Here is a 17,961-nt window from a genome sequence, read left to right as displayed (position 1 = left end):
TTCAAGCGCCAATTAGCGAGTACGTTCCCAGCCGAGCACGCCACGGCGCGTAAATTGCCAAGTGCGAATGATGTCAAGCACATCAGTATCTTTAGCAATATCAGGCGGAAACGGCGCGTAGGGCGCAGCTAATTTCACAATTTCAATCGCTGCCTGATCGAGCACCTCCAGCCCAGATGACCGCACCACGCGAATGTGTTCGACGCTGCCATCCGCACGCACTGCAACGTGCAAAATCAAATTGCCGTAAAGCTGCTGCTCGCGGGCAACTTGCGGGTAATTCAGGTTGCCGATGCGCTCCACTTTACGCGCCCACGCCGCCAAATAATTGGCGTAACGCAATTCGCGGGTGCTGGCGCTGACTGCTTGACGGCGTAACCGTCCACTTTCTAATGTTGCACGAGCATCTAAATCACTGGTTAATTGCGTAATTTCAGCGCCTTGACTAGCGAAAATGCTGGCAGCAGTTGCCGTTGGCGCAGTCGGCAGCGCCAGCGCATCAACTGGTTCAACCGGTGTCGGCGCAGGTTGTGGATGATGAATAACCGTTTGTTGTTGCAGTGGTTTCTGCGTTGGTGGTGCAACGGGTGGCGGCAGCGCGACGGGTTCTGGCAATTGTGGAGGCACATCATTGGGCGTGAGCGCCATCGTTACACTGGCGTTGCCCAGCGGCGAATCGCCAGCTTGATTCTGCGGTGCTGGTGTTGCGTTGGGCGCAGGCGGTGCGGAGGTTGGCACTATGTTGCGTAGTAGCAACACATCTAGTGCCGTATCGGGAAGCGCAGGTGCTGGCGTCGGTGGCGCAAATTGCACGGTGAATATCACAACCAGATGCAGCAGTGCTGCGCCAAGCAGTGCCGGAATAATTGCAGGCAGTGGCTGGCGCATTAACACTTTGATTTAACGGCGGTAGCGAGATGCTGCGCGATGCAATCCATTAACTCACCGGCGATATCGAGACCGAAGGCAGCATCGAGTTCGCGGATGCAGGTCGGACTGGTGATATTGATTTCAGTGAGAAAATCGCCGATCACATCCAAACCCGCAAAAAGAATGCCGCGAGCGCGTAATTGCGAGCCGACTTGTGCCGCAATCCAGCGATCACGTTCGGTCAACGGGCGCGGTTCGCCCCGACCGCCAGCGGCGAGATTGCCACGCGTTTCGCCGGGCGCTGGCAGTCGTGCCAGACAATAGGGCACGGGTTCGCCGTCAATCATCAAAATGCGTTTATCACCGGCGCTGATGTCGGCAATAAACCGCTGCGCCATGCAAAACCGCTGCCCGTGTGTCGTGAGCGTTTCAATAATGACGTTGAGATTGGGATCATCCGGGCGCACCCGAAAGATTGAAGCGCCGCCCATGCCGTCGAGCGGTTTGAGAATGATGTCCTGATGCGTGGCGTGAAAAGCGCGAATCTCGGCAGCACTGCGGGTGATGAGCGTCGGCGGAATGCAGTGCGGAAAAGTAGTTGTAAACACCTTTTCATTCGCGTCGCGCAGGCTGCGCGGATCATTGACGATGAGACAACCATCGCGCTGCGCTTGCTCCAGCAGATAGGTTGTGACGATGTATTCCATATCAAACGGCGGGTCTTTGCGCATCAATACCGCGTCAAGCGTCGCCAATGGTCGGCATTCCTCGCGCCCAAACTGATACCAACCCCGTGGATCATCCATGACTGTCACTTCGCGCAGCCGCGCCATTACCTGATTGTTGTGCAGACTTAGATCGGCAATTTCCAAATACCAGTTTGTCCAGCCGCGTCGTTGTGCTGCGAGCAACATCGCAAAGGTGCTGTCTTTTTTGATGTTAATGGTGCTAATGGGGTCCATCAGCACACCGATGTTGAATGTTGGTGTCGTCATTACGATGTTCGTCGTGTTGTGTAAATAAAACTTGACACGCCCAGCTGTCAGGCTAAACTAACACTCACTCGCTGTTGATTGAGATTCAAGCGCATTTAATAGAGTTTGAAACGCAACAACAAGCTCAGTTACACACTGAAAAGTGTGTGTTAATTTCAGTTATCTTTTGAGGATATACCAATGGCAGAAGCAGCAAAGAACCTGTCGGGCTTGACCGATGCACAAGCAAAAGAATTCCATGAGCATTGGAAGCATGGCACCTGGAGCTGGGTGATGATCGCGTGTGCCGTTCACGTCGTCACTTGGGTTTATCAGCCCTGGTTCTAAGATTTTAGTTTCCCTATTTCTCTAGGAGATCTCCGATGCAAGTACCTGTCATGTTAGCCGATCCGTCTGTTGCCGCTCCTAACCATCCTGAAGAAGATTGGAAAATCTGGACTGTTATTAATCCAGCCACTTGGATGGTTCCTTTCTTCGGCATTCTGTTCGTACAGATGTGGATGATTCACAGCTACGCACTGGCTCTGCCAGGCTATGGCTTTAAGGATTCCGTACGCGTTGCAGCGCCTGCTGCTGTTGTTGCACCTGCGACTCAAGCTCAGTAAGTTCTGATACGCTTTACCAATGGGCGGGTGATACATGCTGCAATGGCAGCGTGTATCATCCGCCCATTGTTTTGTCTGTTAAATTGTCTTCACTCAATGAATTGTGCAATATCGCACTGCGCAATGAAAAAATCACTCTGCATTTGCTTTTTTGCTACACCCGTAAGCTGCGGCGCACAACGCAACTATTAGGGAATTCCCTTTCCGCGCTAGAATAGACGCCACAGAATTTTATCAAGAGTGGCATCTATGCAACGATTAGACATTCAAACCAAGACCTTGCCATATTGCGCCAGCACCGATACAGGTTGCGGCAAATTGTCTACGCTCGTTTGAATTGCGCCACGATTATGCTGCAACTGAACGATTTAAGTTTCCGCCGTGGTCCACACCTCCTGCTGGAGGCGGCATCACTCACTGTTTATCCCGGGCAAAAAGTCGGACTGGTCGGCGCGAACGGCTGCGGGAAATCCAGTCTGTTTGCGCTGCTGCTCGGCGATCTTCACGCTGACGCCGGCGCAGTTACCATTCCCGTCGGCTGGGAAGTGGCGCATGTCGCCCAACACACCCCGGACACCACCCGCCCAGCGATTGATTTTGTGCTCGATGGCGACCGCGAATTGCGTGAGATTGAGCGCGATCTCGCGGTCGCTGATGCTGCCGGAGACGGGTTGCGTCACGGCGAACTGCTCGGACATTTCGAGTCGATTGGCGGATATGACGCCGCCAGCCGCGCAGCGCGACTGTTGCACGGATTGGGCTTTGCGCCCGGCGACGAGCAGCGTCCAGTCAACAGCTATTCCGGTGGCTGGCGAATGCGGCTGGCGCTGGCGCGAACGCTGATGTGTCGCTCCGATTTGCTGCTGCTGGACGAGCCGACCAATCATCTGGATTTGGATGCGGTGATTTGGCTGGAAGGCTGGCTCAAAAGCTACACCGGAACGCTGGTGCTGATTTCGCACGACCGCGATTTCCTCGATGCAGTCGCCACCCACATTCTCCATCTCGAACATCAGCACCTGACGCTTTATGCCGGTAATTATTCGGGATTTGAGCGCCAGCGTGCGGAACGACTTTCTCAACAGCAATCGGCTTATGTGCGCCAGCAGCGCGAAATCGCCCACATGCACAGCTTTGTCGAACGCTTCCGCGCCAAAGCGACCAAAGCGCGGCAGGCGCAAAGTCGGCTGAAAGCACTCGAACGGATGGAGCTGATTGCGCCAGCGCACATTGATTCGCCGTTTCGCTTCGGCTTTGAACCCGCAGAAAATTTGCCGCGTCCGCTGCTGCGCCTGGATCGCGCCGTCGCCGGTTATGGCGAGAAACCCATTCTCAACGGCGTTGGTTTCAGTCTGGAACCGGGCGACCGCATCGGTTTACTCGGGCGCAACGGCGCAGGTAAATCGACGTTAATCAAGGTGTTATCTGGAACGCTGCCGCTGCTCTCCGGTCACTATGAACAAGCGCAGGAGCTGCGTGTCGGCTACTTCGCCCAGCATCAGCTCGATCAACTGGATCGCAACGGCACACCGCTCGGACATCTGCGGCGCATTGATCCGAATGCGACCGAGCAGGTGTTGCGCAACTATCTCGGCGGGTTTGGCTTTATCGGCGACCGGGCGCTTGATCCGATTGCGCCGCTGTCCGGTGGCGAAAAGGCGCGTCTGGTGCTGGCGCTCATCATCCGCCAGCGCCCGAATCTGCTGCTGCTCGACGAGCCGACGAATCACTTGGATTTGGATATGCGCCATGCGCTGACTGAGGCGCTGCAAGCATTCGACGGCGCACTGGTGCTGGTGTCGCATGATCGCCATTTACTGCGCGTGACCAGTGACCAGTTGTTGTTGGTGGACGCTGGCACGGTGCGTCCGTTTGACGGTGATTTGGATGATTATCCGGCGTGGCTGGCGGGGCGTGATCTCACCCGCGCCAGCGATGTACCGGAATCCAACCGCGATGGCGGTGAGCGCAAACAGCAGCGTCGGCAATCTGCCGAAGCGCGGAAGGCGTTGCAGCCACTGCGCCAGCGTGAAAAGCAGTTGGAACAGCAGCTTGCTAAATTAACCGCGCAACGGGCAGCGGTGGAGGAGGCGCTGGCGGCAGCCGATCTGTATCTACCGGAGCAGAAATCGCGGTTGCTGGCGCGGTTGGCCGAGCAGCGCCAGCTCAGTGCTGATGTCGAAGCAACTGAAGATGCGTGGTTAGAAGTCACTGAAGCCATTGAGCAATTTGGGTCACGCGAAGATGAGAATGCGCGTTGAAAAATCGCAGGTGGTGCTAATGCGCCAGTTCGCTCGCCGCTCAACTTGGGAACACCTTCCGCGCTGGTGGCAATGTAAATGCCAATCAAAGAAGTGGTTGATTGTGTTGGCATTGTTGCTGGCGTTGGGTTATGGGAGCTGGCCTTATGTGACGCTGTGGCAACTGAATCAGGCACTATTGCACAATGAGCAGGTGACATTGACTGCGTTGATTGATGTGGACGCAGTGCGTGACGCAATTCGACGGCGGCTCAATAAAGATGAAACCAGTCCCATCGCCGAGATTTCAGACAATTTTATCAATTGGTTAGGCGCAGGAATTCGTTATCACGGCGTTGCTGTACTGGAGAAATTAATCACCCGCGAGTGGATACGCGAGCAGCTACAAGCGCGAATGACGACGGAAGGAGGATTTTTACCGGCGTTGACGGCGAGCAGTTTCGTCAATTGGCGCACGTTTCAAGTGCAGATCGTGAGTGAAAAAATGCCGCCATTGATACTGGGATTACAATTAGATACGCATGGCTGGCGCGTTGCCATGCTGTCTTATTGACATGGAAAAACCGATGACACCAGCGCGACCACCAGAGCCGCTGACGGCATCACCGCGAGCACATGACTTGGTAGCGCAATTTCTCGTGCCGACCGACAGCCCATTTAAAGAATATCTGCGAGCAACCGACTACTGCACGGCGGTGATGCTTTACACCGAATCGGCGACTGATCGGAAGTATTTTGCGCATTGGCGAGCAGCATTTACGGCGCTGATGGTGAGCAACGCTACGGAGCGAATGCGTTTGTTAAAACGGTTGCGCAGCGATTTCAAACAAGATCGCTCGCCGTTGACCAGTTTAGAATCTGCGCCGCGAGGACGTTAATGGCGCGTCAGTGGGATGCTTTCAGTCTATGATATAAGTTCTTTCTATATCGGTATCTCGTTTAGAGCGGTTTCTCGATGGCTGATCGTAGACTTCAAGTTTTTCATACCGTTGCACGGTTGCTGAGTTTTACTAAAGCCGCGCAAACACTGCACATGACCCAACCAGCGGTGACATTTCAGGTGCGCCAGCTTGAAGAGCATTTCAATACCCGGCTGTTTGACCGTACACATAACCGCATCAGCCTCACGGAAGCGGGGCGTACCGTGTGTGAAGCAGCAGATCATATCTTTGAAATTTATGCGGAAATGGAAAATGCAGTGCGCGGCATCACTGGGCAAATTAGCGGCATGTTAACGATCGGCGCGAGCACCACCATTGCGGAATACATGCTGCCGCCGCTGCTCGGTGATTTTCGGGCGCATTATCCAGAAGTATCGATTCACCTCAAGGTATCGAATACCGAAGGTATCGTGTCGATGGTGGAAAATAATGTGATTGATTTGGGCGTGGTGGAAGCGCCAGTGGCGAACAAAAATCTGGTGGTTGAGGTGTGCAAACTCGATCATTTAGTAGCAATCATGCACCCTAATCATTCATTGGCAACGCAATCAGAAGTGACCTTTGCACATCTATTGGAATATCCATTTATTTGCCGTGAAGAAGGTTCGGGCACACGTGAAGTGATTAACGATTATTTGCAACATCAACCGGAAGGTTATTCTACATTGAAAATTGCAATGGAATTAGGCAGCCCAGAGGCACTTAAAGGTGCGGTAGAAGCAGGAATGGGTGTATCAGTGGTGTCCAGTACGACAATTCAAAAAGAATTAAAACTCGGTACGCTCGTTGCTATTCCAATGATTCCACCGTTAGAACGTCCCTTTTCATTCGTTCATCAAAAGCAAAAATTCCGTCAACGGGTTATGGAAGAATTGCTTGATTTTGCGCGAGATTACTGTCGCTCCCAATGCAAACGTCCATAATTAAAACCATGCACATGCAACATCCTCAATTCAGTGAAAAACGGCAGTTACTCAAATTGTTTGCGCAATTAACAGCCACTGATCGTCATGCGTTACTGGCTTTTGCTGAATTTTTAGTGCAACGCGCTCCAACGCCAATGGCAGCACAAACGTTAAGTCTTCCACAACAGATTGAACGTCCGGCAATTGAAACCGTGATTGGTGCGATTAAAAGACTCTCAAATGCGTATTATATGCTCGACCGTTCAACTTTGCTCAATGATACTTCAACACTGATGTCAGCACATGTACTACAAGGGCGAAATGCGGAAGTCGTCATTGATGAATTAGAAACACTTTTTGCACGGCATTATCAGATTTATTGCGAGGCTTTTAATCAGGATGCTAACTAAAATAAATCGCTCAATCAAAGATTTATTTTCATCGAAGATCATGCTTTTATTAGGGCTTAATACAAATTGTCATCCGCAGTCTTTATATTGGTACATTTGCTTAATATGATCACTACCTTTAATTCAATCCCAAATACGCTCGCGCCGCTGCTGCATCCTGTTGAATTTGTTGTTTAAGCGCGTCAAATGATTCAAACCGTTGTTCGTTGCGCAGCTTATGCCGAAACTCCACCGCTAAATGTCGCCCATAAAGCTGTTCATTAAAATCAAATAGATGCACTTCGAGACGATCATCGCGCCCGCTGATGGTCGGACGGTTGCCGATGTTGGCAACGCCGGGATGTGGCAGCTCGCCCAGCCCGTGCACGACCACTGCATAAACACCCCGCAGCGGACTAAAACGACGATGTAAGTTTATGTTTATCGTAGGAAAACCAATCGTTCGCCCGCGCTGTTCGCCGTAAGCAACCCGTCCCGCTATCTGATATGCCCGCCCAAGCAAATGCTGTGCCTGCGTAAAATCGCCCTGCGCCAACGCCTCGCGCACACGGGTGCTACTGATGCGTGCGTCGTTATGGGTGACGGTGTGAAGATTTTCAACTGTAAAATCAGCATCTTCCGCTGCACCCATCGTCTGCAACAGCGCGTAATCACCGCTGCGTTTATGACCAAATCGAAAATCATCGCCAACCAGCAAAAACCGCACTCCCAGCCCATCAATCAACAATTGCTGGACGAAATCCCTCGCCGGTAACGCAGCCAATTTTGGATTAAATTCCAATAACATGACGCGCTCAATGCCGTTGTGATTTATTGCCGCTAGCTTTTCGCGCAAACGAGTTAATCGCGCTGGTGCAGCAGTTGGATTAAAAAATTCTAACGGTTGCGGCTCAAAAGTGATCACGGTCGCAGGCAAACTGAGTTCGCGCCCTCGTGCCAGCAGACGTTTGAACACAGCGCGGTGTCCTAAATGCACACCATCGAAATTGCCGATAGTGGCGACACAGCCGCAATCAGTGGAGCGCAAATTGTGTAAGCCTCGAATCAATCTCATAAATTTCAAATTAAAATGCAAGTGCTAATGATATGGCAGCAGTGAATCACTTTCACTGAAATGTTTTTAGTATTTATCGCGTCTAATTTCGTAACAATTTGTAATACAGTAAACTGCTATTTTTAATTGCGCTTTAACCAAAAATACAGTTTTTTTGCAGAATCAACAGTGAACTGTTTCATTGCACCAAATAATCCTGAAATGGTACGTGGATTATAGGCGATCAATCCCCAGCGTTCACGACGATGAGTCATCCAGTCGCGTTTGTATGGATCATCACCAATAAGATAATCAATCTCTTTGACTTGATCGACTTCAATCACATGGCGCATTAGATGGTCGGTTAATAACGTACCGACTGAATAGTGCTCAAATCGTGCATCATAAGCCAACTTATAAATTGCAGCACGTCCATAACAAACAATCCAAATCTGCGCAGCAGCAACTTCTCCATTAATATAAGCCAATCCCAAGCGCAACCAGCCGCGTCGTGCGCATAACCGAATTAGTGCTGGAATAAATTCTGGATAAGGTTCGGGTTTTTTCCAACTTGAAGCATAAACATGTACATAATCCTGAATGAATTGCTCTAAATGTTTGTCTCTGGTAATAATTGTCAGATGACCATGACCATGCATTAAAAATTGCTTATGTTTTCTTTTCAGCGTACTTTTCACCCGTGACGAAAAATTAGCAAAAATTGCATCATAATTGGTAGTTGAAATGGGAAGATACCAATTGCCGAAACAAAAAAATTCAAAGGTCAACCATCCGGCTTGACGTAATGCCGTTTTGATCTGCGTATATTCTGCGTCACGAGCTAATGGCTGCAAGCGCAGTGAATGCCATGCAGGGATTTCATGACGAATTGCCGAGAAGCAACTAACCATGATTGAAACTGCATTGGTTTGTATAATAGCTGGGGAATAAAGTGAGGTGTAAAAAGTGGTTAACGCAAACAGGTTTTGCGCTCCTGTTTTGTGTTTCAGCGGTAATATCAATTGAGTATTATCAACATTTTCTTTTACTAAATAGATTCGGATATGGTCATCAACATCTAAAGCTACTTCTACTAACAGTTTGAGCCAGTCAAATCCAAGGTCAAAACTTCTTTTTTCGTGGTCATTGAGGATTTGCTGTGCTTGATCTGGCAAATTAACAGGTGTATTTAAAAATGTGCTGCTGAATTGTGCAAACACGCTAATTACTCTTAGATTTTTCCACGTATTACATTTTTTGCTTGATACGCTTTTTTTAGTAAAGAGTGACGAAATAATGTGATGTGTTGAATATAACGTTGTTCTGTACTCCAGCTAATTTGATCTTGATTTGCATTGGTGTAGAACTCTATTTTTTTAACGCGCTTTTGTGCAAACTCCCGTTCTATCACCGCATATAGCAACAGTCTTCCAGGAGCATATTCTGAAAATTCTTCAGCGTAGGTTGTTTTTAATATAATCAGCATTTCTGAATTAAATATACATAAACGTGAAGCAACGAGCGTATCGTTAAAATAAAGTTCATAAACAGATGCGTTGCCAGAAACTGCAAATTCTTTCATTAACTGAGCATAAAAGGCGCCCTGTATATTATTCGCGTGAATTGAAGTTCCTTGAAGACCTTTCCAACCCTGTGATTCTAACTCCATATCGAATGACTGCTTCGCTGATTTGGCTAGATTCCTTCGCGACATTCCATGCGCATAGATAACGATTTTTTTTGCAAACGCCGAAAATAGCGACCGTAATTTTTTTGCAGTTTTTTTGATCTGGATGACCAATACTCTCAAAATTATCTGTTATTTTTATAGCAATAGTTAACGCATGTGGTTCTCTTGTAATTGTAAGTTGATTAGAATTAGCTTGTATTGGTGTTAACAAAGGGTCTTGATTGAGGAATTCGAGACTTAAAGAAAAATTAGGAAGTGATGTAAAGAGTGAGGGTAAAATAGTGTCATCTTTCAATAAAATTGGAACGATTTGTGCTTGTGATGGTGCGAAAAGACTCCAAACACCAGTGCGACGCGGGGTCAAAATTAAAAGACCGTCAATTTTTCCTTTGTGCGAATGAACACAGAGACGTTCTTTTCCTGTTGCAAAATACTTCAATGCGGGTTCAACAAAACGGCTATCAAAAAATGGTTGTCCTTGATATAAATCAATGTTTAGACGATTCCAATCTTGGCGATAAACTCCTAGCTCATCTGTTAAAGATAATACTTTGCTCATCTGTTAAAGATAATACTTTCCAGCACATATTTTAGACTGTCAACTTTGTTTTGGTTTTATGTAACTTCGCCAGCCCGCCCACGATACACATTAACATGATACATAGTGCGGATTTCATCAGACCATTTGGTATGCCAATCCATCACTTTTCCATAAAACTCGATGGTATTGATATGCGGATTTGAAATATCTGTTCAAACGAATCTTGACGTAAAAGTGCGCGGAGAAGAAGTTGTTTCGCTTTCATCATAAGTCGTTTTTAGCCAATTGATAATACCGTTACCGACAATACAAAGATCACAGGCTACTACGCGATTGTTATAAAATAACGGTAGATAAAAGCATCACCAGTTTCTGCATAAGTCTTTAGAAGTTGCAGATAAAAAGCACCCTGAGTATTGTGCTCAGATATTGCGGTTCCAGAAACATTTTTCCAGCCCGCGCTTTCGAGGCGACCATAATCCGAAAGTGCTTCAGCAATTGCTTCTGGTTGATAGACCACATCAAGATGCAACGTAGTTCCTTCGCGCTCTAAACGATTTCGCTGACGCTTCAAATTGTGACGTAAGTTTTTGCCTCGTACAGACCAATAATCTTCAAAAGTGCCATTTACTTGTATTCGAGCTGTAGAAATATAGTCGATTGTATGAAGATTTAAAGTTTGTTTTGGTCTTGATATGAAAATAGGGTCTTGTTGCGTGATTCCGAATAATATAGCAGTTCTAAAAAAAGTACTCATTAATGATTGGATTGCTTGTTCTTGATTTAATGTAGGTGACATTAACCACAAACCAAGTGGCGCTTGAGCAGGTTGAAAAGTTGTCCAAACTGTGCCCCATGTATTCGGTTCAAGCAATGTCATAACAACAATTTTTTGATCACTTTGACCAATGGCTAACTTAATTTTTGAATTTCCAAAATACTGAAGCAAAAGCGCAACAAACCGCGATTCAAGTAATGCTGATCCATAGTAAAATTTGTTAAGTTCATCCCATTGCTCACGATATTTTTCAAAATCTTGAGCTGGATATAGTTCCCATTTCAACATTCTATGTTTCCTCTATTACACATGAAATTTTCACATGTCTAAATTTCGTTTAAGGCACAAATTAGATGTTCAATAATCCACTGAACTTCATCAACTTTTAAGGTTTGGTGACAAGGAAATTGTAAAACATGCTCTGAGTAATCAATACTAACTGAACAAAAATCATTGGTAATTTTTTCATCAAGGAATTCACCAAAGCGAATGATGGGAACTCCTTGGCTTTTTAATTTAACAAATACTAGCAAGCTCTGATTGACGTATAAAGGGAAAACTTGCGGAACAACATCAATCGACAGTATTGGAAAAAGTGGACGGCAATCATTTCTATTCGACAAAACATCCAAAAACATTCTGTAATAACTTTGTCGTGTTTTAACTAGCTTCCGTGTGTGCGTATGCTGTAATAAAAACTGACTCACACGAGAACTTTTCCAGTCAAGCAGGTACAAATCCATCGCGTATTCTGGTATTTTTTCTGAAGTGCTTTCTGTTTGTCTCGATTTAAAATTACTAACATGGTGTTTAACTTGTGTTAAGTAATTCTTGGTTTTTATCAAAACGTTAAATAATCCAGATAACAACCCTAGTCTTCCATATTCGTTAGCTTCTTCCAATAAATTGATTGCTGTTTTTATCTCAATCTTGAGCGGAGGATCAATTAAATTGAGACTTACCAGCGGATGACGAGATGAGGCAACAACTCCACCATGACCAATTGGATAAAATTTCATGGTGCTGGCAATCGCGTAATCGCCCAAGCTGCCGACTGCTAAATCGTTAACTTTACCAAAACAAGCATGGGCGCAATCTTCAATTAAAATTAAACCCAAACGATCAGCTAAATTGCGAATAGGTCTAAAATCTTGTGGAAACCCAAAGTAATGCACCACAATAATTGCTTTTACTTCTGCTGCTCGTTTTTCGATTTCACTCAGGTTAATTGATAAATCAGCATTGATTGGATAGTATATTGGGTTGATGCCAGCTAAAAGTAATGGTTCAACCATTGCAAGACAGTGATATGCCGGCAATAAAACACCATCTCCACAGCCAATGCCAGCTTGTTTAAGTGCTAATGCAATCGCGTAACGTCCACTGCGCACATGTACAATGTGATTGAGCGTTAAAATTCCCAGTGCGACCGGAGGCGGATTAAAACTAAAAGCATTGAATGACGGAACAGGCAACGCAGAAACACGAGCTTTTGGAAACTGAGATGAATCATAAGATATTTGGCGCATTTAACTAAAGCCTGTTAAATCTTCATATTTAATATGAATCATCATTCACACCGCGCCAGCTGCCGATAAAGATCATCAAAAGTCGCAAGTGCGCCAGCAATGACTGCGTCTGATTCTAAACGCCGTTCTGCGCATAATTCATCCAACGCACCAGCAAATTGTTTCCAGACTGCTGATGTTTGTTCACCGTGAAAATCTAAAAACCGCGCTGCGCCCAATTTATCATTGAGCACTCGCCGCAAATGGCGAGCAATTGTGCGCCCGCCGAGTGTTGCTCCTTCCAAAACATATAAACTGCCAACCAAATGATTGATATTCTGTATCACAATGGTTGCTGGTGCTATCGCATTGGCAGTTACAAAAGTTTCATCTGTATTCATCGCCATTTGTTCATTCAAATCAGCCAGCAATGCCGGTAATTTAGGGCGAACACCAAGACGCAATTGCGTTTCACAATCTATTGCAGTATAAAGTGCTGCTTCTAATGGCGTGTATAAATCACGCAACACGAATAAATAATGACAGTAATCGGCACGTGTTACTGATGATGACATTATTCGGCGCATAATCGCTAATTGCTCAATTGATTCATGTACGCCAGCGGTAGCATGACGCAATGCAACAATTAAGTTTTGTTCAAAGGATTGCAATGTTAGACTACTCCGTAATGTGCCATTCAAACCAGCAATTTTCGATTTGAGGTTATCAAATCAATGGACATCGAACTCATCGAGATTCAAGAATTTTTAACGCGCCATCCGCCATTCGATCAGCTTCCGGCAGCAACGCTAACCCGTTTACCCAAACAATTAACGGTGCGCTATTTTCGACGCGGTTCGCCATTCCCGCCACCGGATGCAGCCACGCCACAACTTTATATTCTCCGCAAGGGCGCAGTTGAATTGCGCAATGCCCAGAGCGAATTGATCGGCAAATTAGCAGAGGGCGATCTCTGTGAACAGCATTGCCGACAATCTGCAACTGACGAACAAGGCGTAACCGCAGAAGATACGCTGGTTTATGCGCTGCCGTGCACTGAACTTGCGCAACTGTGCCGCGATCATCCCGCATTTGCGAGCTATTTTGAACAGTCACCATCCAATCGCTTGCGGCAGGCGTTGGATGTCATGGTTGCCGCACCAGCCACCAATATCGGACTGATGACCGTGCCGGTGCGGGCGATGATTCAGCGCGTGCCCATTACCGCGATGCCTGACATCAGCATCCGCGAAGCCGCACAAATCATGTCGGCGCAGCATGTGTCGTCGCTGCTGATTATGGACGGCGAGCAGTTGGTCGGCATGGTCACTGACCGCGATCTGCGCAGCCGCTGCATCGCTGCCGGACTGCCGACTGAGCAGCCGGTCAGCGAAATTATGACGCGAACGCTGCAAACTGTGGATATGGATACGCTGGGATTTCAGGCGTTGATTACGATGACGCGCTTGAATGTTCATCATTTACCGGTGCTCGACGGCACTCGCGTGGCGGGGCTGCTGTCCTCGACCGATCTCACGCGGTTTCAGAGCGCCAATTCCGTGTATTTGGTCGGCGACATTCACCGCGCCAGCTCCATTGCGACACTGGCGCAAATCAGTTCCAAAATCGAAGAATTGCAGGTGCATCTCATCAGCAGCGGTGCCACCGCCAATGCCATTGGGCAGGCGATAAGCGCGATCACGGACGCGCTGACGTTGCGTTTGTTGGAGCTGGGAGAACAAACGCTCGGTGCACCGCCAGTGCCGTATGCGTGGTTGGTCGGCGGTTCGCAAGCGCGGCGCGAGCAGTCGGCACATTCCGATCAAGACAACGCACTGCTACTCGCCGATCACGCCAGCCCGAAGATGATGCCTATTTCGCTGCGCTCGCCAAATTTGTGAATGACGGGCTGGATGTGTGCGGGTTCATTCATTGTCCCGGTGAAGTGATGGCATCCAATCCGAAATGGCGGCAGCCGTTACGGGTGTGGCACAAGTATTTTATGAATTGGATCATGCGCCCGGAGCCGCTGGCGCTGATGCTCTCCAGCGTCTTTTTCGACTTGCGCCCGCTGTACGATCCCGCCAATTTATACGCTGGGTTGCAGGAAAAGCTGCTGGAACAAGCGCGTTCCAATCAACTATTTCTCGCGTATTTGACCGCCAACGCCCTGAAAACCCGTCCGCCAATCGGCTTTTTCCGCAACATCGTTTTAATTCAAGGCGGCGACCACGATCACACGCTCGACATCAAACATCGCGGAACCGTGCCGATCATCGACTTGGCGCGAGTGTCGGCGCTGGCAGCGGGCATTCCTGAAACCAACACGCTGGAGCGATTGAAAGCCGCTGCCGATTGCGGCGCGTTGAGCCGTGACGGAGCCGCTAATCTCTGCGATGCGCTTGAATTTATTGGCACATTACGAATGCGCCATCAAGCGCAGCAACTGCGCAGCGGCAATAAAGCCGACAATTTTGTCTCACCAGATGCGCTGTCACCGTTGGAGCGCGGGCATTTGAAAGAAGCGTTTCTCTTGATTCACGCGATGCAAGAAGCAGTCGGGCAGCGTTATCAAGCTGGGAAATTCGGTTAGATGGTGCGCGATTGGCAACGGCGCTGGCTGGCGCGACGCGCTCCGCCCGGGGCGCTGCGCGATTATTTGGCGCACCCATTCCCGCGTCCGCGCAGCGATTACCGCGAGGTGGATTATCTCGCGCTTGATCTCGAAACCACCGGACTTGATCCACGCCACGATCTGATTTTGAGCGTGGGTTACGTCACGCTGCACGGAATGTCGATTGATCTGTCCACCGCGCAGCATCGCGTGGTGCGGATCGACCGCTCCATCCCCGAATCCAGCGCGATCATTCATCAAATCACTGACGATCAATCGGCGCGAGGCGAGGAACTGGGCGAGGTGTTGAGCGAATTGCTGGGCGTGTTAGCGGGCAAGGTGCTGATTGCGCATCACGCCACGATTGAAGAGCGATTTTTAGCGACGGCGTGTCGCCAACTGTGGCATTGCGGACTGCCGCTGCGGGTGATTGATACGCAGGCGCTGGCGCTCCAAACGTTTGAGCGCCGACAAATTCCTTTCAAAGTCTCAGATTTACGCCTTCATTCGCTCGGTCATCGCTACAACTTGCCGCGTTACGGTGCGCACAATGCGCTGAGTGATGCGCTGGCTGCGGCGGAGTTATTTTTGGCGCAGGCTGCGCATCGCAACGATGGACGCGGAGTGCGTTTGGCGGAATTCCTGTGCTGAGACAAATCGCAAGTGACAGGATTAGTATTGACAGCAGCGGTTTATCGCGTGTCGGTATTCGTGGAATGCACCATTGGCTTTCTCGAAAACCGATTTATTCATCAACCACCACTTGGAGAAAAAAGACGTATGTCAGAAGAAAAAATTTATGCCGTGCCCGCTGCAATTGCGACCAAAGCACATGTCACTGCCGAGCAATACGCAGCGATGTATCAGCGTTCGATTGATGATCCGGCTGGGTTTTGGGGAGAGCAGGCCACCCAGTTTGTGACTTGGTCAGCGCCGTGGACGAACGTGCTGGATTACAGCTTCAAAGCCGATGATTTACATATCAAATGGTTTGAAGGCGGCAAGCTCAACGTGTCTGAAAACTGCTTGGATCGGCATCTCGCCACTCGCGGCGATCAGGTTGCCATCATTTGGGAAGGCGACAACCCCAACGAAGATCGCAAAATCACTTACCGCGAACTTCACGCCGAAGTGTGCAAACTCGCCAACGTGTTCAAAGCGCGTGGCGTCAATAAAGGCGACCGCGTCTGCATTTATCTGCCGATGATTCCAGAAGCGGCAGTGGCGATGCTGGCGTGTACCCGTATCGGCGCAGTGCATTCGATTGTATTTGGTGGATTTTCACCGGATTCGCTGCGCGACCGCGTGTTAGATTCCGAGTGCAAATTGGTCATCACCTCGGATGAAAGTGTGCGCGGCGGGCGACATATCCCGTTGAAAAAGAACGCCGATATTGCACTTGCCGAATGCCCCAGCGTGGACACTGTCGTCGTAGTACGGCGCACTGGTGGCGCGGTGGCGTGGACGGAAGGACGCGATATTTGGTATCACGACGAAATTGCTGCTGCTGCGCCAGAGTGCGCACCGGAGCAGATGGACGCCGAAGACCCGCTGTTTATTCTTTACACCTCCGGCTCGACCGGCAAACCGAAAGGTGTTCAGCACACCACCGGCGGTTATCTGGTGTATGCGGCGATGACGCATAAATATACCTTTGATTATCAAGAAGGTGAGGTGTACTGGTGCACGGCTGACGTGGGCTGGGTCACGGGTCACACCTACATCGTGTACGGTCCGCTGGCGAACGGCGCGACCTCGCTGATGTTTGAAGGCATTCCGAATTACCCAGATATGTCGCGGTTCTGGCAAGTCATTGATAAACACAACGTCGCCATTTTCTACACTGCGCCGACTGCGATTCGCTCGTTGATGCGGCGGGTGAAGAGCCGGTGAAAAAGACTTCGCGCCAGTCGCTGCGCGTGCTCGGCTCGGTTGGCGAACCGATCAATCCCGAAGCGTGGGAATGGTATTTTCACATCGTCGGCGACAGCCGCTGCCCGATCATGGACACCTGGTGGCAAACCGAAACTGGCGGTCATTTAATTACGCCGCTGCCCGGCGCAACGCCGCTCAAACCCGGCTCGGCCACGCGACCATTTTTTGGCGTCGCGCCCGCGTTGGTTGATCCGGCAGAAGGCACATTGATTGAAGGCGTTGGTGAAGGTGCGCTGGTGTTATCGCGTCCGTGGCCCGGCATGATGCGGACGCTGTACGGCGATCACGCCCGTTTTGCCGACACCTATTTCCGTCAATATCCCGGTTATTACTTCACCGGCGACGGCGCTCGGCGCGATGCCGATGGGTATTACTGGATCACCGGGCGCATCGACGACGTGCTCAACGTGTCCGGTCATCGCCTCGGCACGGCGGAAATTGAATCGGCATTGGTGCTGCATCCGCAGGTCGCCGAAGCCGCAGTAGTCGGTTATCCGCATGATTTGAAAGGACAAGGCATTTATGCTTACGTCACTTTGATGGCCGACATCGAACCGACCGACGCGCTGAAAAAAGAACTGGTGACGCTGGTGCGTAATGAAATCGGCCCGATTGCCATTGTCGATATTATTCAATGGGCACCCGGTTTACCGAAAACGCGCTCCGGTAAAATCATGCGGCGCATTCTGCGCAAGATCGCTGCGAATGAAATTGATTCACTCGGTGATATTTCCACACTGGCTGATCCGGCAGTGGTCGCTGATTTGATTGAAAACCGCGCAAATCAATAGATCACATTGCGCATTGCTTCCCTCGTACATCATGCGCGGGAAGCAATTCACAGATCATTTTTTATTTAATTACCATGTAAAGAT

Annotated in this window: 17 protein-coding genes and 2 pseudogenes; 10 read left to right on the top strand and 9 right to left on the bottom strand. The window is 49.2% G+C overall.

The window, feature by feature from the left end; translation table 11 throughout:
• Positions 1-12 precede the first annotated feature (12 nt).
• Both CXB77_RS09840 and gshB read right to left on the bottom strand, forming a co-directional pair.
• Complete coding sequence (locus CXB77_RS09840; RefSeq protein WP_105073747.1) at positions 13-888, bottom strand: energy transducer TonB; 876 nt, start codon at positions 886-888, stop codon at positions 13-15.
• The gene (gene gshB, locus CXB77_RS09835; RefSeq protein WP_105073746.1) at positions 888-1,865 is read right to left on the bottom strand and encodes a glutathione synthase; all 978 of its coding nucleotides are present in this window, start codon (positions 1,863-1,865) and stop codon (positions 888-890) included. The genes CXB77_RS09840 and gshB overlap by 1 nt, the downstream gene beginning before the upstream one ends.
• Positions 1,866-2,045: 180 nt before the next feature.
• Between gshB and pufB the strand changes: the two genes are divergently transcribed.
• The 7 genes from pufB (at position 2,046) to CXB77_RS09800 (ending at position 6,987) form a co-directional block, all read left to right on the top strand.
• Entirely contained in the window at positions 2,046-2,192 is a 147-nt protein-coding gene (gene pufB / locus CXB77_RS09830) for a light-harvesting antenna LH1, beta subunit (RefSeq protein ID WP_105072690.1), read from the top strand.
• 35 nt (positions 2,193-2,227) lie between these two features.
• Entirely contained in the window at positions 2,228-2,470 is a 243-nt protein-coding gene (pufA, locus tag CXB77_RS09825) for a light-harvesting antenna LH1, alpha subunit (RefSeq protein ID WP_105073745.1), read from the top strand.
• A 350-nt stretch (positions 2,471-2,820) separates the two neighbouring features.
• Positions 2,821-4,731, top strand: a complete 1,911-nt coding sequence (locus tag CXB77_RS09820; protein ID WP_105073744.1) for an ATP-binding cassette domain-containing protein — start codon at positions 2,821-2,823, stop codon at positions 4,729-4,731.
• On the top strand, positions 4,721-5,284 hold the full coding sequence (locus CXB77_RS09815; protein WP_172452623.1) for a DUF2939 domain-containing protein: 564 nt from the start codon (positions 4,721-4,723) through the stop codon (positions 5,282-5,284). Before CXB77_RS09820 ends, CXB77_RS09815 begins: the two co-directional genes overlap by 11 nt.
• Before the next feature lie 13 nt (positions 5,285-5,297).
• Positions 5,298-5,609 (top strand): hypothetical protein, encoded by a 312-nt coding sequence (locus tag CXB77_RS09810; protein ID WP_105074027.1) that lies wholly within the window; start codon positions 5,298-5,300, stop codon positions 5,607-5,609.
• A gap of 77 nt (positions 5,610-5,686) precedes the next feature.
• The gene (locus tag CXB77_RS09805; protein ID WP_105073742.1) at positions 5,687-6,595 is read left to right on the top strand and encodes a LysR family transcriptional regulator; all 909 of its coding nucleotides are present in this window, start codon (positions 5,687-5,689) and stop codon (positions 6,593-6,595) included.
• Positions 6,580-6,987, top strand: coding sequence for a hypothetical protein (locus CXB77_RS09800; protein WP_242445610.1), 408 nt, complete (start codon positions 6,580-6,582; stop codon positions 6,985-6,987). Before CXB77_RS09805 ends, CXB77_RS09800 begins: the two co-directional genes overlap by 16 nt.
• 118 nt (positions 6,988-7,105) lie before the next feature.
• Here the strand turns inward: CXB77_RS09800 and ribF are convergent, their stop codons facing one another.
• The 7 genes from ribF to CXB77_RS09765 all read right to left on the bottom strand — a co-directional run bounded on the left by ribF (position 7,106) and on the right by CXB77_RS09765 (position 13,208).
• Positions 7,106-8,041 (bottom strand): bifunctional riboflavin kinase/FAD synthetase, encoded by a 936-nt coding sequence (ribF, locus tag CXB77_RS09795; protein ID WP_105074025.1) that lies wholly within the window; start codon positions 8,039-8,041, stop codon positions 7,106-7,108.
• A 122-nt stretch (positions 8,042-8,163) separates the two neighbouring features.
• Positions 8,164-9,240 (bottom strand): GNAT family N-acetyltransferase, encoded by a 1,077-nt coding sequence (locus CXB77_RS09790; protein ID WP_105073741.1) that lies wholly within the window; start codon positions 9,238-9,240, stop codon positions 8,164-8,166.
• An 11-nt stretch (positions 9,241-9,251) separates the two neighbouring features.
• Positions 9,252-9,689 carry a GNAT family N-acetyltransferase gene (locus CXB77_RS09785; protein WP_172452622.1) on the bottom strand — a complete coding sequence of 146 codons (438 nt, stop codon included), beginning with the start codon at positions 9,687-9,689 and terminating at the stop codon, positions 9,252-9,254.
• Complete coding sequence (locus tag CXB77_RS19720) at positions 9,631-10,269, bottom strand: hypothetical protein (RefSeq protein ID WP_172452621.1); 639 nt, start codon at positions 10,267-10,269, stop codon at positions 9,631-9,633. Before CXB77_RS19720 ends, CXB77_RS09785 begins: the two co-directional genes overlap by 59 nt.
• Before the next feature lie 307 nt (positions 10,270-10,576).
• Positions 10,577-11,317 (bottom strand): GNAT family N-acetyltransferase, encoded by a 741-nt coding sequence (locus tag CXB77_RS09775; RefSeq protein WP_105073738.1) that lies wholly within the window; start codon positions 11,315-11,317, stop codon positions 10,577-10,579.
• Positions 11,318-11,355: 38 nt separating this feature from the next.
• Entirely contained in the window at positions 11,356-12,558 is a 1,203-nt protein-coding gene (locus CXB77_RS09770; protein ID WP_105073737.1) for a DegT/DnrJ/EryC1/StrS family aminotransferase, read from the bottom strand.
• A 41-nt stretch (positions 12,559-12,599) separates the two neighbouring features.
• The gene (locus tag CXB77_RS09765) at positions 12,600-13,208 is read right to left on the bottom strand and encodes a biliverdin-producing heme oxygenase (RefSeq protein WP_242445609.1); all 609 of its coding nucleotides are present in this window, start codon (positions 13,206-13,208) and stop codon (positions 12,600-12,602) included.
• A 63-nt stretch (positions 13,209-13,271) separates the two neighbouring features.
• Here CXB77_RS09765 and CXB77_RS09760 point away from each other — a divergent pair.
• From CXB77_RS09760 to acs, 3 genes and pseudogenes are all read left to right on the top strand, one after another.
• Positions 13,272-15,130 (top strand): annotated as a pseudogene (locus CXB77_RS09760) (putative nucleotidyltransferase substrate binding domain-containing protein).
• Positions 15,131-15,802 carry an exonuclease domain-containing protein gene (locus CXB77_RS09755; RefSeq protein ID WP_105073735.1) on the top strand — a complete coding sequence of 224 codons (672 nt, stop codon included), beginning with the start codon at positions 15,131-15,133 and terminating at the stop codon, positions 15,800-15,802. It abuts the pseudogene before it with no gap.
• Positions 15,803-15,931: 129 nt separating this feature from the next.
• Positions 15,932-17,877, top strand: a pseudogene (gene acs / locus CXB77_RS09750) (acetate--CoA ligase).
• The last annotated feature ends 84 nt before the right edge of the window (positions 17,878-17,961 follow it).

This window comes from Chromatium okenii, assembly GCF_002958735.1.
Lineage (GTDB): Bacteria > Pseudomonadota > Gammaproteobacteria > Chromatiales > Chromatiaceae > Chromatium > Chromatium okenii_A.
The sequence above is the reverse complement of the archived record's forward strand: the minus strand, read 5'-3'. Positions and strand labels throughout refer to the sequence as shown.

Coding starts and splice junctions, on each gene's coding strand:
- CXB77_RS09840 (WP_105073747.1), bottom strand. CDS start 888: ATGCGCCAGCCACTGCCTGCAATTATTCCGGCACTGCTTGGCGCAGCA.
- gshB (WP_105073746.1), bottom strand. CDS start 1,865: ATGACGACACCAACATTCAACATCGGTGTGCTGATGGACCCCATTAGC.
- pufB (WP_105072690.1), top strand. CDS start 2,046: ATGGCAGAAGCAGCAAAGAACCTGTCGGGCTTGACCGATGCACAAGCA.
- pufA (WP_105073745.1), top strand. CDS start 2,228: ATGCAAGTACCTGTCATGTTAGCCGATCCGTCTGTTGCCGCTCCTAAC.
- CXB77_RS09820 (WP_105073744.1), top strand. CDS start 2,821: ATGCTGCAACTGAACGATTTAAGTTTCCGCCGTGGTCCACACCTCCTG.
- CXB77_RS09815 (WP_172452623.1), top strand. CDS start 4,721: ATGCGCGTTGAAAAATCGCAGGTGGTGCTAATGCGCCAGTTCGCTCGC.
- CXB77_RS09810 (WP_105074027.1), top strand. CDS start 5,298: ATGACACCAGCGCGACCACCAGAGCCGCTGACGGCATCACCGCGAGCA.
- CXB77_RS09805 (WP_105073742.1), top strand. CDS start 5,687: ATGGCTGATCGTAGACTTCAAGTTTTTCATACCGTTGCACGGTTGCTG.
- CXB77_RS09800 (WP_242445610.1), top strand. CDS start 6,580: ATGCAAACGTCCATAATTAAAACCATGCACATGCAACATCCTCAATTC.
- ribF (WP_105074025.1), bottom strand. CDS start 8,041: ATGAGATTGATTCGAGGCTTACACAATTTGCGCTCCACTGATTGCGGC.
- CXB77_RS09785 (WP_172452622.1), bottom strand. CDS start 9,689: ATGGAGTTAGAATCACAGGGTTGGAAAGGTCTTCAAGGAACTTCAATT.
- CXB77_RS19720 (WP_172452621.1), bottom strand. CDS start 10,269: ATGAGCAAAGTATTATCTTTAACAGATGAGCTAGGAGTTTATCGCCAA.
- CXB77_RS09775 (WP_105073738.1), bottom strand. CDS start 11,317: ATGTTGAAATGGGAACTATATCCAGCTCAAGATTTTGAAAAATATCGT.
- CXB77_RS09770 (WP_105073737.1), bottom strand. CDS start 12,558: ATGCGCCAAATATCTTATGATTCATCTCAGTTTCCAAAAGCTCGTGTT.
- CXB77_RS09755 (WP_105073735.1), top strand. CDS start 15,131: ATGGTGCGCGATTGGCAACGGCGCTGGCTGGCGCGACGCGCTCCGCCC.